We start from the raw sequence: 14,783 nt of genomic DNA, 5'->3' as shown, positions 1-14,783 counted from the left end.
ACCGTTCCACACATTTGGATATTTTCAAAATGAGCCTGTTTTTAGATCTCTCTCTTCTTAAAAAGAATCGAGACTTCAGATTTCTCTATTTAGGTCAATTTATTTCATTTATAGGTACTATGATCAGCAGTGTCGCACTGCCCTATCAAATTTATCATATGACTCAGTCAACTTTTTTGGTCGGTTTACTCAGTTTGGTTCAATTATTGCCTCTATTAATCACTGCGCTGATTGGTGGTGTATTTGCTGATCGATACAATCGTCGCGGATTATTAATTATTAGTGAATTACTTCTTGCCGGAGGATGTTTTATACTTGCTCTTAACTCATATCAGACATATCCCTCCCTAAGTCTTATTTTTATCATTTCAGCTTCTATGTCTGCGATTAACGGACTGCATCGCCCTGCTTTTGATAGTATTATGCAACAAATTGTTAACCCGAGTGATTACAAAAAACTGGGTGCGCTTGCTACATTTAAATTCAGTTTTTGTATGATTATTGCACCGGCTTTTTCTGGGCTTATTATTGCCCAATATGGTATAGTTGTTACTTATACGGTTGATTTAATTACATTTTTTATATCTTTAATCACTTTAGCCGGAATTCATACAATACCCAAGCCCGCCACGCAGGAGCATGCTTCCATTTTATCTTCCCTAAAGCAAGGGATTTCTTTTGCGTTTAATCGGCAGGAATTAATAGGAAGCTATGCTGTAGATTTTATCGCCATGGTTTTTGCGTGGCCTAATTCGTTACTTCCTGCTGTAGCCCAATCGTTCGGCGGTGCAAAAACCTTAGGTTTGCTTTATTCAGCACCCGCTGCAGGAGCACTGATTATTTCATTTGTCGGTGGTTGGACTGCAAAAATAAACCATGATGGTAGAGCCATTGCCATTGCCTCTATCTTGTGGGGTGCAGCAATGATTGGGTTTGGTTTATCAAGTTCCCTTTGGTTTGTCCTGTTTTTCTTAGCACTTGCTGGGGCTTTTGATGCGGTAAGCGGAATATTTCGCACTACTTTGTGGAATAATACTATTCCAACGGAATATCGTGGAAGGTTAGCCGGGATTGAAATGATCAGTTATTTGAGTGGCCCTAAATTAGGTGATACACGCGCTGGATTTATTGCTACCAGCTTTAGCATTTCAACGGCTCTGATCTCAGGCGGTGTATTATGCATTATAGGGGTAACCTTTTGTTGTTTGGCCTTGCCAAAATTTTGGCATTATCGCTCACACCAAGCAGAAACCTCAACATAGACCGAGAACTCCTAAATTTATTTAAGAATTACACTACCTTCACCAAGAAAGCACATAAAAAAATAAGCTTTATACCCTAAAAAATCAGTTATCCTTCTTTTGCACGCATTTAAAAAATAGTTATACTTGTTTACTAGGAACATTATATTCTTTTATCGATATAATAAGGACATTCATGAAGCAAGCACTATTATTGTTATTATTTTTAACTTCTTTATTAACAGGATGTCATGCGCCAAAACATGGGGAAACTTCTAAAATAGATAATACAGGTTACGGTGGGGTTGGCGGCGCTGGAGGAAGCGGTAGCTCTGGGGGACCTGGTAGCGCAGGAGGACTTGGTGGTGCTGGCGGTCGTTAAGTTAAGATGAATGTTTTTAAAGGATGATACTCAAGATAACTTGCAATAACCTGCAATTTTTTCACTTAAGTTCATCCTGAAAAAAACTCACTTTTTAAAAATTCATAGAAAAGTTTATTGATGCAATATTGGCTAAAAAGTCAGGAACCCCAAAACGTCGAATGTATTGATTCATATAGCCAATTTCTGTAGTGGCTATTGGGTTTATTTTATAACCCAAACCTATGAAAAATCGGTTTTGATCAAAGCCGCGACTGTTTGTACCCACAAAATTATTTTTATGAAGAAACAGTTCATCGCTCGTAACAAAACTAAATTTAGCATATTGTTTGAGCGGAACTGAAATTTTAATAAGCTCCCTGAATCGATAAGCCGTTTTAGGATTATTTTCTAAAAATCGTTGTTCTGTACGTGTTCGGCTGGTGAATGTCAAATACCGATTGGTTTTAGTCCATAAAAGTTGTTGCCATATTCGATCTTCCTCAAATGGATTAGCGGTATTAGGTTTTCCCGTATATATCCAGGCATATCCAACCCAGATACTCAGATTCTCTGTTAATTCATAACCTAATCCTGGGCGTACTAATATCTGTGAGAAGCGACTGCTGTCATCACCTAAGCGCTCTTGTGTTTCTAACCAATATCGCACACGACTCAGTATTTTGTCCGTACTATGAGTCTTAGCAGTCGCTGTTACATTAAACCAAGATTGAAAATCACGCTCAAGTGCACATTCTGCATTTTTCGGCCATCCCATAACGAAGATACATACTGAAAACCAGAATAATATACCTATCCTTTGCATTATTATTTTTTAAGTTAAAAAGAGACTCATTTTAGTAGGTGTTACGTAGGTTGAAAAGTATTTTTTCTGTATTTTAAAATCATACATACTTAAAGCCATCGGAAGAATGATCCTATCAATCCCCGAGAGCTCGAATGAAAATTAAGTTGGATACTTAAGCCAAAGGGGCATCACCTTATTGAGGTAAACCATAAACTTCCATAAGCCAACCTGAGATTCCACATTACCATAGACATCTGCCTTTGTTTCTGGATAGGCGATACCTAAACCAAAGAGTCCTGGTCCAATAATACCGACATAGGGGTTATGGCGTGAATTTTCATAATCGCCGATAACAATCGTTTTACGTTGCTCAAAACCGACTGCATAAATTACTTGGTCACATTCGGGTAAAAAACGTGCGATATTGGGTTCACTGACATTGTAACGTACAAGATTAGTGGGCAAAGTTCCATCAATGTGTTCTCTAGCCCAGGCTGCACTCTGCCCTTTTAACCCAGTATTATCAAAAAGAATCCAATCATCCATCTCAATAGCGTAACAGCAAGGGGAGCGATAAAAATTGATGATTTTTTTAACATCCAATTCTACAAGATGCTTTAAAATAATAATTGAAGAATGAGAAGAACCAAATACCCCATAAGTTTCATCACGCTGAACAACAGCAGACAATTTTTCCTTATCAATTGCTGTATCAAAAGGGATTACGTTAACACCAGGGTAATTTAATGTTGATGGCAATGCACCTGTAGCCAATATTACATTTTTAGCGTAGTAGGTTTGTGAATCTGAACTTAAAGACCATAGCCGCTTAGATAAAAACATATTATGGATAGTTGTTTTCACTGCTTGGACTTTTTGTAAAAAATTTTCTGTGATCCACTGCAAGGGCTCTGCCATGAAACTCAAGGTACATGTTTCATCTAGAGGTAAATGATTTAATTGAAAATCAATTGGAGCCTCTTGATAATGAAAAGAATGGACTGCCGATAAAAAATCTTTAAAATATTTGACCTTAGTATTACTTGAGACATTACGCCAATAAAGGCCAAAATCACCAACCTTAAAATGAGGATCAAGCCATAAAATATCCTCTGGTAAAATACCATTATCCAATAATTTGCCCACAGCTGCGATTCCGGAGGGACCGGCCCCTACTACTGCCCATTGATATTTTTTTTTATGCATAAGCTTATTCTTGATCACATGTATTTACCAGAACACAAGTACCCGAGCTGCAATCATCTATTGTTTGGCATGAAGGATCATAATAACCTTCATTAGGTACTCCCAGAACCACATTTGTATCATCATTTAAATTATCATCATACCAAATACCATCATTCCAGGTATTCACATTTACACTTCCTCCATACCATTCGTTGTTATGGTAATAACTACCATAATAGTTATTATAATATCCATTATTGTGATACCCAGTATTTGGAAGCGCACCATGATACCCTCCGCCATGCCCCTCAAAAGCAAAAGCCGAAGCACTTAGCAGAAAACTTAAGGTAGATATTAAAACACGTGCGCGGAGTTTCATTTTCTTTCCTTAGAGTTAAGAGGCCAGTTTTTAATAAAGTATAGTACTCGAAATGAAAGTAAGCGCAACAAAATTTCATGACAAATAAATAGAAACTATGGATCTTCATGGTACACTTGAGTGATTGCTTGGCCTTATATGGAGGTTCTATGATTTATCTATCAATTCCTGTTGGTATGGTTTTTAGGAAAATGAGTTCTGGGGTAAGGATTAGAGATTGTTTTGTGGATCCCCAAAAGGGAACTGTTATAGAACTACAAGATTTAGTTAAAGAGGCTTTACGTAACAATACAGGACGTAAAAGCCATGTTGTTTTAAAAGAAAACGAATTTACTATATATCTGAGTACACCACCTAACACCGATGATTCTTTTTTAGCTTACGTTCCAAATCATAATGGAAAATATCCAACTGCAGTAAAACCCGAAATTGTGAGTGGAAAAAGCGCGCAGAAATATGATCCCAAATACAACACAAAATACGGTTCTTTTTGGTATCAGCAAATTCTTTTAACTACGGAGCAGGAACTGGAAATTGAAGATAAAATGTTGGAGCAGAGAGAAAATCGCAGACATACTGGCAGTAGTCCTAATGCAACCTAAATTCTTATTTAGATAAAAAAACAAGATGGATGCAACAACGTTGCATCCATGTTTACTCAACAATAAATCAAAACCCGCTAAAATTGGGATTCGGTGACATGCATAATCAATTATGCTAATATGCTTTTCGTTCCAAAATGATTAAAACATGCAGTTCTTATTTAACCTACACTATATATTGGAACAAAATATATTGGACAATCAAATAACACTTTTGGATTTATATGGCAGTTACTATAAAGACCCCTGACGAAATTGAGAAAATGCGTATTGCTGGCAGACTTGCTGGCGAAGTTCTTGAGATGATCGGTCCTCATGTGCAAGAAGGAATCACCACTGACGAACTGAATACTATTTGTCATGACTATATTGTGAATATCCAAAAAGCAATTCCTGCCCCTTTAAATTATAATGGTTTCCCAAAGTCTATTTGTACCTCAGTAAACCATGTGGTTTGTCATGGGATCCCAGGAAAAAAAGTCTTAAAGGATGGAGACATAATTAATATTGACGTCACGGTAATTAAAAACGACTATCATGGGGATACCAGTAAAATGTTCGTTATTGGTGCACCATCAGTTAAAGCAAAACATGTGATTCAGGTGGCTCATGAGTGTTTGTTTATTGGAATTGACATGGTAAAACCTGGAGTACAGTTAGGTGATATAGGTTATGCCATACAACAACATGCAGAAAAAAATCGTTGTTCGGTTGTCCGTGATTATTGCGGTCATGGTATAGGACGCATCTTCCATGAAGATCCTCAAGTATTGCATTATGGAATACCCGGAACAGGAATGAAATTGGAACCAGGTATGACCTTTACTATAGAACCTATGATCAACGTTGGTAAACACCATACCCGCTTATTGCCTGATCAATGGACTGTAGTCACTAAAGATCATAGCCTTTCAGCCCAATGGGAGCATACCTTATTGGTTACCGATGATGGTGTAGAAATTTTGACTCTGCGCGATGAAGAACGAAAGTAAACATACAAAAACTCATCTCCTTTCCCAGAAGCAGGATGCAGAAAAAAAAAGAATGATACTAGGACTGCAACATCTTAAAAATAACCTGAAACAATTCAAAGAAAAACTTCGCGAAGAATTCGATTATAAAACCAATATCACCACCATAACTCGTAAATTAGTTAGCTTCATTGATGATTTGGTTATTAGTTTATTTACTAAGAATCAACTGGATCATGATGCTTTTTGTCTTCTAGCTCTTGGCAGTTATGGACGTCGAGAACTGCAACTCTATTCCGATGTTGATATATTGTTGCTGCATACTGATAGAGTCTCTAAATCACAATTGCATCGTGCACAAAACTTTATCCAGGATTGCTGGGATGTAGGTTTGGATCTAAGCCATCAAATCACTAGTGTTTCTTCTTGTGCGGAACTAGCGAGTCAAGATGTCACAGTAATTTCCAGTCTCATGGATATGTATTTATTATGTGGTCGCGGTGCCTTAATGGAGGAATTAATTTATCAAATCCATCCCTTACACATGTGGACCAGCCAAAATTACTTTTTAGCGAAACTTCAAGAACAAAAAAAACGTGATGCCAAGTACGGTGAAACAGCTTATAACTTGGAGCCTAATGTAAAATATGGTCCTGGTGGTCTGCGTGATTTACAGATCCTGCTTAGTATTGGCAAACGCCATTTTAACATTAAAAAATTAGCTGACGGCATAAACTATGGATTCATTACTGATAAAGAATACGAAAAACTTACTTACTGTCAGCATTTTCTCTGGCGCGTACGTTTTGCTTTACATGTATTAGCTGAAAAAGCAGAAGAACGCTTATCCTTTGATTACCAAATCAAACTAGCTCAGTTTTTTGGTTATAAAGATAAACCCCATTCATTAGCCATAGAACAATTCATGAAGGATTACTTTAAAGTAATTAAACGTAATAGAGAACTCAATGAGATGTTATTACAATGGTTTGATGAAACCATCGCCCACTCCCCAAGGCAAAAACTGTTTCATCTGGATAATGAATTTCAGCTATCCAACAATTACATTGAAGTAAGGAATACTCGCGTGTTCATTCACCATCCCCAGGCACTATTAAAACTATTTCTTTGGATAGCAAAACGGCCTGATATTGAAGGAGTTCGAGCAAATACTATTCGATTAATTAGGGAATCACTCTACCTGATGAATAAACGCTTTAAAGCATCTCCAGAAACGACAGAATTGTTTATGAATATTCTTAAAACAGCAGAGGGCCCTTATAAGGCATTACATCGAATGAGCCGATACGGTGTTCTAGCGCATTATCTTGAATGTTTCGCTATGGTAACAGGACAAATGCAGTATGATTTATTTCATGTTTATACCGTAGATCAACATACTTTATTCGTAATTCGTAATCTGTCCCGCTTCAAAGAAAAAAACTATGCTGAACAATTTCCCCTCTGTGTCCCAATAATGCAAACTTTAAACAAGCCTGAACTACTTTACTTAAGTGCATTATTTCATGATATTGCTAAAGGACGAGGTGGTGATCATTCGGAATTAGGGGCAATTGAAGCAGCATATTTTGCACAAAATCACCATCTTGAAAAAGAGGACAGTGATTTACTTGTTTGGCTTGTGCGTAATCACCTCATCATGTCACAAACAGCACAAAGACAAGATATTTATGACCCCAATACCATTAAAAATTTTTGTCAACTTTTACCCCAGCCCCACTACCTCGATTATCTGTATTTGCTAACCGTGGCTGATATTTGTGGAACCAATCCCACTTTATGGAACTCCTGGAAAGATTCTCTACTTAAAGAGTTGTATCGTGCTGCCAAACATATGTTACATAAAGAGCAAGAGTTAATAGATGAAACTGCTCTCATCAAAGCACGCAAACAATATGCATTATCTATATTGGTTACAGAAGGTATTGCAGCAAAAACAGTAGAAAATTTATGGAAGCAATTCAAGGAAAGATATTTTTTGCATGAGTCCCCTGAAATCATAGCACGCCATACCAAAGCGATACTGGCTTGCACTAAATTCCCCCTCGTCATGATTATGCCTCACCACAGCCAGGGCGGAACCGAGGTTTTCATTTACATGCCTCACCGAGATGATCGATTTGCTATAGCAACTACTGTTTTGAGCAATCACAATGTCACCATTCAGGAAGCAATGATTCTTACCTGTGATAATCAATATGATTTGGATACCTATATTATTTTAGATGAACAAAATCAGGCATTTTTTGATAAACAACGCTCTCATGATATTCAACAAGCTCTATGTACTCACTTAGCAAAAACTGAACAATTGCCCGTTGTAGCACGAAAAAGACTTTCGCGTGCTTTAGCACATTTTAATGTCAAAACTCAAATCCATTACAATGATGATCTCTCTTACAATCAAACTCGTTTATTTTTAGTCACTGGAGATAGACCTGGATTATTGGCAACAATAGGTAGAGTTTTTTCAACTCTAAATGTTCACTTACATAACGCAAAAATTGTGACTGCTGGAGAACGTGCCGAAGATACTTTTTATATTACAAATCCACAAAATCAGTCACTAAATAATGATGAGAAAGAAGTTTTAAAACAAAAACTTATTCATGAATTACAAATTAGTTCAAAGTAAAGTGATATTAATAAAAAAATGCAGATTGTGTAAAAGATAGAGGAACTATTTTTTTCACATACTCAAGATGCCTTTTAGTTTTGCAATTCGACCATAAATTATCTATAGTATAAAAAACAATTTATTCTTTAAATTTTATGAAAAAAAAAAGACTGGCTTCATATTTGAAGTTCTATCAGGACTCTAAGATCGATGAAATTGAAGAGCTAAGAAAAAGCTATGCTACTTTGGAAAATCTTGGTGACGAAGATGAAGTCCCTGAAAAAATAGAAGAAGAATATCATCATGTTGTAGAAGTCATGAGTGAACCTTCTTTGCCTCATTACCCCTTGTATTGGAAAGAATTTATTCCTGCTGTTTTAGAGGACAGCTTGGATGTCTTATTGGATGGGTTTGAAGAGGGAGATCTGGTTTATGGAATAAGCGGTTCGCGTATTAGTTTATTTCATTTTTTGAGACAACAAGGGAAACACGATTTCGCTACCAGGGTTGATGACGTATTCCATGCGACTATTGATCCCTTTCTTGATTCATTACTCGATCCCCGTTTAGCAAAACCATCCAATCCCTTTTATACCCCAGCACAAACATTTAAATCTTATGCCAGTCTTTTAAGACCTGAGATAGACCAGTTCTCTCCCTCAAGACTACCTGAAGAGAATGTACCCTTCATTAAGAAAATGTCCAAGATGGGAGTATTTTGGACGCTAAACGATGAGCATAAACTGCATTTTGTTTTAAATAAAATAGATTATAAGATGTGTTTTGAGAAAAAATTTGACAAGATAACTTTTGCAGAACTTCGTTTTCTTTACCGCTATTGGGAGCAATTTAAACCTTATTATGAACGAGGACAAATCAATTTTTACTTCTTAAATGAAGCGAACCAATTACAAAGAGTAGAGGCTCCTTGGGAATCAAAACCAGATATCGTTGGGACTTATGCACCCCGAAATATCCCTAATAAGAAATACCATGCATTTTTTAATAGTTTTGTAATTGATCTAATCAAAAATGAAATAAAAAATGGAATATGGAGTACTGGCTTCTTTGGACTTGGAGGAGGCAAGTCAATTATTGTTGATGGCCATGAGAAAACTGTTCCTCATCGAGTTGCGCGTATTTATAAAATTGCTATCGACCCTGCTTTAAGTCCGGCTGCAAAATATCTAAAAATTCAAGCAGCTGCCGAGAAAGCAATTCGTAATCCCAAAAAATTACAAAAACCAGAAACTACCGAATTTTATCAGGCAATTCTGGATTTTGATAAAAAATTAGCACCCGTGGAAAAAGATACATTGAGATTTTTTAAGGGTCCGTCCGTATTGAAAGACCAACAGGAAGGCCCAAAAAAGAGCCAACCTAAACTGAAATAAAGAAAAATTTAACATTCAAAATTATACTCATTATCAGTTCCGAGTGATTAATTTTTCTGCTTTTATAAATACCTGAAGGCAACCCCCATGCACCATTATTCTCAAATAGAAGAGCAGCCCTCAAAAATTTATCGTAGTATCTGAAAAAATTCTGCGAGTAATAAAGCACATTCCGCTTGCATTATTCCCTCGTCAATTTGAACTTTATGATTCAAAGGATAACCCTGTAATAAGTTATAGACAGATCCTGCTGCACCCGCTTTAAAATCTCTAGTTGCAAAAACCAGTCTTCTAATTCGTGCATGCACAATAAGTCCAGAACACATAGCGCATGGTTCAAGAGTCACATAAAGTGTCGTGTCTAACAGACGATGATTTTTTAGTTGTTGCGATGCCTGTCTAATTGCACGGACTTCGGCGTGTTCTGAGGGATCGTGACTGGTTTGGATGCAATTTCGTCCAAAACCTAATAACTGATTGTCTTTACTTACCAATACGGCGCCAACAGGAACCTCCCCTTCCTCTTGGGCGAGAATAGCCTGAGCATATGCCTTTTGCATCCAATAGTGATCATTCATTTTCAAAAAATTTTAAAACGTAGCCTGGGTGCAGCGAAGCGAAATCCGGGTTCTCCTTCGCTGCACCCAGGCTACAATTATTCCCATTCGATCGTAGCAGGTGGTTTACCGGAAATATCGTAAGTTACACGAGATACTCCCTCTACTTCATTAATAATCCGGTTGGATACATGGCCTAGAAAATCCCAAGGCAATTGGGACCAATGCGCTGTCATAAAATCAATTGTCTCCACAGCGCGAAGACAAATCACATAATCGTATTTACGTCCATCACCCATCACACCAACACTTTTAACAGGCAAAAATACAGCAAAAGCTTGACTGACTTTATGATAAAGATCGGCCTTCCTTAATTCATCAATAAAAATAGCATCGGCTCGACGTAAAATATCTGCATATTCCTTTTTAACTTCCGCTAAAATTCGCACACCCAAGCCTGGTCCAGGAAACGGATGACGGTATACCATATCGTGAGGCAGACCTAACTCAAGACCTATTTTACGCACCTCATCCTTAAATAATTCACGAATAGGCTCTAGTAATCCCAAGTTCAATGTTTCCGGCAAACCACCCACATTATGATGGGATTTAATTACAACTGAAGCACCATTCGTGCTCGTTGCTGCCGACTCAATAACATCAGGATAAATTGTTCCTTGCGCCAACCACGAAACCCCAGGAATTTTTAGTGCTTCTTCATCAAAGACTTCAATAAAAGTACGGCCAATAATTTTTCTTTTTTCTTCTGGACAGGTCACACCTTTCAACGCTTGCAAAAACTTTTCTTCCGCTCGAACTGAAATAACTTCAAGACCCATGTGCTTGCCAAACATTTCCATAACTTCACTTGCTTCATTAAAACGCAACAAGCCGGTATCTACAAAAACACAAACCAACTGTTTGCCAATCGCTTTATGTAATAAAGCAGCGACAACAGAAGAATCCACCCCGCCAGACAAACCGAGCAATACCTTCTCAGTTCCTACTTGAGCTCTGATTTTATTAATTGCTTCATCAATAATAAGTTCAGACGTCCAATTAGTCGACGCCTTACAGATATCAACAACGAAACGATATAAAATGCGCATTCCTTGTAGTGTATGCGTTACCTCCGGATGAAATTGTACTCCATACATGTGACGGCTTTCATCAGCCATTCCAGCAATCGGTGCATTACGTGTCTCACAAATTACCTTAAAACCGAGAGGTAATTTCGTCACTTTATCTCCATGGCTCATCCAGACATCTAATAAAGCATTTCCATCAGAATTAAGTCGATCCTCAATTTGTGAAAACAATTGGCTGTGACCATGTAATTTCAATTCAGCATAACCAAACTCTCTAATTGAAGATGACTGTACTTCACCACCTAATTGCACTGCCATAGTTTGCATTCCATAACAAACCCCCAAAATAGGCAGGCCCGAAGTAAAAAGCCATTGGGGTGCACGTGGATTCTCATCATGGGTTACAGTTGCTGGACCACCAGACAAAATAACGCCACAAGGATTTAGAGCTGCAAATTGTTCTTGTGTTATATTAAATGGATGGATTTCGCAATAGACACCTAATTCGCGCACACGCCGTGCGATCAGTTGTGTGTATTGAGAACCAAAATCCAGGATCAGCAAAGGATGTTGTTTTAAATCACTCATTATTAATTATCCACCTGATAGTTTGGTGCCTGTTTTGTTATACTTACATCATGAACATGTGACTCCCTCATTCCTGCATTAGTCACTTGTACGAATTCAGTCTTAGTATGTAATTGTTCGATATTTTCACATCCTGTATATCCCATACATGAACGCAAACCACCTAACAATTGATGAATAATTGTTTGCGCCAATCCTTTATAAGGAACACGTCCTTCAATTCCTTCTGGAACTAATTTTTCGGAACCTAATGAGGCATCCTGGAAATAACGGTCGCTAGAACCTTGTGATGAAGCCATAGCACCAATTGAGCCCATGCCGCGATAGCTTTTATAGGTTCTACCTTGATATAATTCGATTTCTCCTGGGGACTCTTCCGTACCTGCAAACATGCTTCCAAGCATTACAGTATCTGCACCTGCAGCAAGCGCTTTACACACATCACCAGAAAAACGTATACCACCATCAGCAATTATTGGGATTTTTCCTTTGAGTTCTTGTGCCACATTTGCAATCGCAGTAATTTGAGGAACACCAACGCCAGTTACAATCCGCGTAGTGCAAATAGAACCAGGACCTATACCTACTTTTACTGCATCTGCACCGGCTGCATATAAATCTCGAGCTGCTGAAGCTGTAGCGATATTCCCACCAATCACCTCTATATTCGGATGGTATTTTTTAATCCATTTTACGCGATCAAGCACACCCTGTGAGTGCCCATGTGCCGTATCAACAACAAGCGCATCAACACCCGCTTCAATTAATGCTTCAATACGTTCATCAGTACCCTCACCTACGCCAACAGCTGCACCAACTCGTAACTGTTCTGCAGCATCTTTACATGCATAAGGATTTTCTTTGGCTTTTTGTATGTCTTTAACCGTGATCAATCCACGTAATTGAAACGCATCATTAACTACAAGCAATTTTTCTATACGATGCTTATGTAATAAACTGCGTACCTCTTCACGACTTGATCCTTCCCTCACAGTGACTAATTTTGTCTTAGGAGTCATTACCTGCTCAACGCTCAAAGATAAATTGGTTTCAAAACGGATGTCTCGACTGGTTACTATACCGACTAAATTTTCACCATCAACTACAGGAACCCCCGAGATACTATATTTGGTCATTACCTCAAGCAATTCTTTTACTGTGATATTAGGAGTCACTGTAATCGGGTCTTTCACCATACCACTTTCAAACTTTTTCACTTTTCGGACTTCATCAGCTTGCGCCATAATTGCCATGTTCTTATGAATAATACCGATACCACCCTCTTGCGCTAAAGCGATGGCTAAGCGAGCCTCGGTCACAGTATCCATGGCTGCTGATACAAGAGGAATGTTCAAGCTAATCGCACGAGTTAATTTTGTTTTTAAAGACACATCTTTAGGTAATATCAAAGAGTGGGCAGGAATAAGAAGGACATCGTCAAAAGTTAGTGATTGCTGCACAATAGATAGAGCCATTTTATTCTCGTTACAAGAGTTAAATTAACCGAATAGTTTACTATAAATTGTGGACAAATTAAACAGAAAATTTACAGTAAACAAAAATAATTCTTTATAATTATAGGACTTGTTGATCTATTTTTATCAAAAACCCCCTCATATTTTCATTGAGCTTAGAATTCTTTCAATATCATTAAGCTAAATAATTTATAATCTTACGGTATTGATAAGGCAATAAAAAGTTTAAAAATTGTCTTTAGAGTTCTTCTTTATTGTGGAAAATGTTTTTCCACAGATTACTATTGCACTACTTGAATTAGTTATCAATTAACGTGTACACTGTTGGTTAAATATTGTGTTGAATCAAAAATAATAGGAAGGGTTCAGCGTTGGCTAAAATAATTGTAATTACATCGGGTAAAGGTGGGGTAGGAAAAACTACTTCTTCTGCAGCTATTTCTTCAGGCCTCGCTCTATTAGGGCACAAGACTGTCGTCATTGACTTTGATATCGGTTTAAGAAACCTCGATATTATCATGGGCTGTGAACGTCGAGTTGTTTATGACTTTATTAATGTCATTAATAAGGAAGCAAGCCTAAATCAGGCTTTAATTAAAGACAAACGCATTGCAAACCTTTCTATACTTCCTGCATCACAAACTCGAGATAAAGATGCATTAACTCTTGAAGGGGTTGAACGAATCCTTAATGATCTTGCAAAAGACTTTGATTTTATTATTTGTGATTCGCCTGCTGGAATTGAAACGGGTGCATTAATGGCTATGTATTTTGCTGATCATGCAATCGTTGTGACTAATCCAGAAGTTTCCTCTGTGCGCGATTCTGATCGTATCCTGGGAATACTTGCAAGCAAGACTAAAAGAGCCGTCGAAAATCAAGCACCAATTCAAGAGCATTTGTTATTAACACGTTATGATCCAGAACGCGTTGAGCGTGGCGACATGCTTTCCGTTACTGACGTAAAGGAAATTTTAGCCATTCCATTAATTGGTGTTATTCCAGAATCAAAATCTGTACTTAAAGCTTCAAACACAGGTACACCCGTAGTGCTTGATGAAACAAGTGACGCCGGTATTGCTTATCAAGATGCAATTGCTCGTTTTCTCGGCGAAGAAAGACCTATGCGCTTCATAAATAATGATCGTAAAGGATTATTGCGTCGCTTATTCAGCAAAAATAAGGAGGAAGTGACGGTATGAGTATTTTCAATTACCTGCGCAGAAGGAGTGCTACAGCATCAGTTGCTAAAGAGCGTCTACAGATAATAATTTCTCACGAACGTTCTCAACGTAACACACCTGACTACCTACCCAAACTTCAGGAAGAAATTCTTACTGTTATTGCTAAATACGTACATGTCACACGTGATCAAGTCAGTGTGAATCTTGAACGCATGGGGGATAACTCGGTGCTTGAATTAAACATCACTATGCCAGACGATGTTAAAGAAAACGCCTAGAGACTTTTTTAGAAAGATTATATTGAAATGA

General features: G+C 37.7%; 14 protein-coding genes. 8 read left to right on the top strand and 6 right to left on the bottom strand.

The window, feature by feature from the left end:
• The first annotated feature begins 29 nt into the window (after window positions 1–29).
• Together FOLKNPGA_RS08040 and FOLKNPGA_RS19140 are read left to right on the top strand one after the other, a co-directional pair.
• A complete protein-coding gene (locus FOLKNPGA_RS08040; protein ID WP_182352544.1) occupies window positions 30–1,262 on the top strand; it encodes an MFS transporter in 1,233 nt (410 codons plus the stop codon).
• Window positions 1,263–1,437: 175 nt separating this feature from the next.
• Complete coding sequence (locus FOLKNPGA_RS19140) at window positions 1,438–1,623, top strand: hypothetical protein (RefSeq protein WP_182352908.1); 186 nt, start codon at window positions 1,438–1,440, stop codon at window positions 1,621–1,623.
• Window positions 1,624–1,717: 94 nt separating this feature from the next.
• Here the strand turns inward: FOLKNPGA_RS19140 and FOLKNPGA_RS08030 are convergent, their stop codons facing one another.
• The 3 genes from FOLKNPGA_RS08030 to FOLKNPGA_RS08020 all read right to left on the bottom strand — a co-directional run bounded on the left by FOLKNPGA_RS08030 (window position 1,718) and on the right by FOLKNPGA_RS08020 (window position 3,977).
• Window positions 1,718–2,380, bottom strand: a complete 663-nt coding sequence (locus FOLKNPGA_RS08030; protein ID WP_232890891.1) for a DUF2490 domain-containing protein — start codon at window positions 2,378–2,380, stop codon at window positions 1,718–1,720.
• A gap of 189 nt (window positions 2,381–2,569) precedes the next feature.
• Complete coding sequence (locus FOLKNPGA_RS08025) at window positions 2,570–3,616, bottom strand: FAD-dependent oxidoreductase (RefSeq protein ID WP_182352542.1); 1,047 nt, start codon at window positions 3,614–3,616, stop codon at window positions 2,570–2,572.
• A 4-nt stretch (window positions 3,617–3,620) separates the two neighbouring features.
• Complete coding sequence (locus FOLKNPGA_RS08020; RefSeq protein ID WP_182352541.1) at window positions 3,621–3,977, bottom strand: hypothetical protein; 357 nt, start codon at window positions 3,975–3,977, stop codon at window positions 3,621–3,623.
• Window positions 3,978–4,126: 149 nt separating this feature from the next.
• Here FOLKNPGA_RS08020 and FOLKNPGA_RS08015 point away from each other — a divergent pair, with 149 nt between their 5' ends.
• From FOLKNPGA_RS08015 to FOLKNPGA_RS08000, 4 genes are all read left to right on the top strand, one after another.
• Window positions 4,127–4,579, top strand: a complete 453-nt coding sequence (locus tag FOLKNPGA_RS08015; RefSeq protein ID WP_182352540.1) for a permease — start codon at window positions 4,127–4,129, stop codon at window positions 4,577–4,579.
• Between the two features lie 224 nt (window positions 4,580–4,803).
• Window positions 4,804–5,571, top strand: a complete 768-nt coding sequence (gene map, locus FOLKNPGA_RS08010) for a type I methionyl aminopeptidase (RefSeq protein WP_182352539.1) — start codon at window positions 4,804–4,806, stop codon at window positions 5,569–5,571.
• Between the two features lie 52 nt (window positions 5,572–5,623).
• The gene (gene glnD / locus FOLKNPGA_RS08005; protein WP_182352538.1) at window positions 5,624–8,206 is read left to right on the top strand and encodes a [protein-PII] uridylyltransferase; all 2,583 of its coding nucleotides are present in this window, start codon (window positions 5,624–5,626) and stop codon (window positions 8,204–8,206) included.
• A gap of 137 nt (window positions 8,207–8,343) precedes the next feature.
• Window positions 8,344–9,582 (top strand): hypothetical protein, encoded by a 1,239-nt coding sequence (locus FOLKNPGA_RS08000; protein ID WP_182352537.1) that lies wholly within the window; start codon window positions 8,344–8,346, stop codon window positions 9,580–9,582.
• A 128-nt stretch (window positions 9,583–9,710) separates the two neighbouring features.
• Here the strand turns inward: FOLKNPGA_RS08000 and tadA are convergent, their stop codons facing one another.
• The 3 genes from tadA to guaB all read right to left on the bottom strand — a co-directional run bounded on the left by tadA (window position 9,711) and on the right by guaB (window position 13,290).
• Complete coding sequence (gene tadA / locus FOLKNPGA_RS07995; RefSeq protein WP_182352536.1) at window positions 9,711–10,160, bottom strand: tRNA adenosine(34) deaminase TadA; 450 nt, start codon at window positions 10,158–10,160, stop codon at window positions 9,711–9,713.
• 77 nt (window positions 10,161–10,237) lie between these two features.
• Entirely contained in the window at window positions 10,238–11,815 is a 1,578-nt protein-coding gene (guaA, locus tag FOLKNPGA_RS07990) for a glutamine-hydrolyzing GMP synthase (protein ID WP_182352535.1), read from the bottom strand.
• A gap of 2 nt (window positions 11,816–11,817) precedes the next feature.
• Entirely contained in the window at window positions 11,818–13,290 is a 1,473-nt protein-coding gene (gene guaB / locus FOLKNPGA_RS07985) for an IMP dehydrogenase (protein ID WP_182352534.1), read from the bottom strand.
• A 371-nt stretch (window positions 13,291–13,661) separates the two neighbouring features.
• On the opposite strand from guaB, the gene minD reads away from it, so the two are divergent.
• Both minD and minE read left to right on the top strand, forming a co-directional pair.
• Window positions 13,662–14,492 (top strand): septum site-determining protein MinD, encoded by an 831-nt coding sequence (gene minD / locus FOLKNPGA_RS07980; protein ID WP_182352533.1) that lies wholly within the window; start codon window positions 13,662–13,664, stop codon window positions 14,490–14,492.
• The gene (minE, locus tag FOLKNPGA_RS07975; protein ID WP_019233062.1) at window positions 14,489–14,752 is read left to right on the top strand and encodes a cell division topological specificity factor MinE; all 264 of its coding nucleotides are present in this window, start codon (window positions 14,489–14,491) and stop codon (window positions 14,750–14,752) included. Before minD ends, minE begins: the two co-directional genes overlap by 4 nt.
• Window positions 14,753–14,783: the final 31 nt, after the last annotated feature.

The organism is Legionella sp. PC1000 (assembly GCF_014109805.1).
In the GTDB taxonomy this organism is placed as follows: Bacteria; Pseudomonadota; Gammaproteobacteria; order Legionellales; family Legionellaceae; genus Legionella; species Legionella resiliens.
Note: the sequence above shows the minus strand (reverse complement) of the source record. Positions and strands in the feature narration are given on the sequence as shown.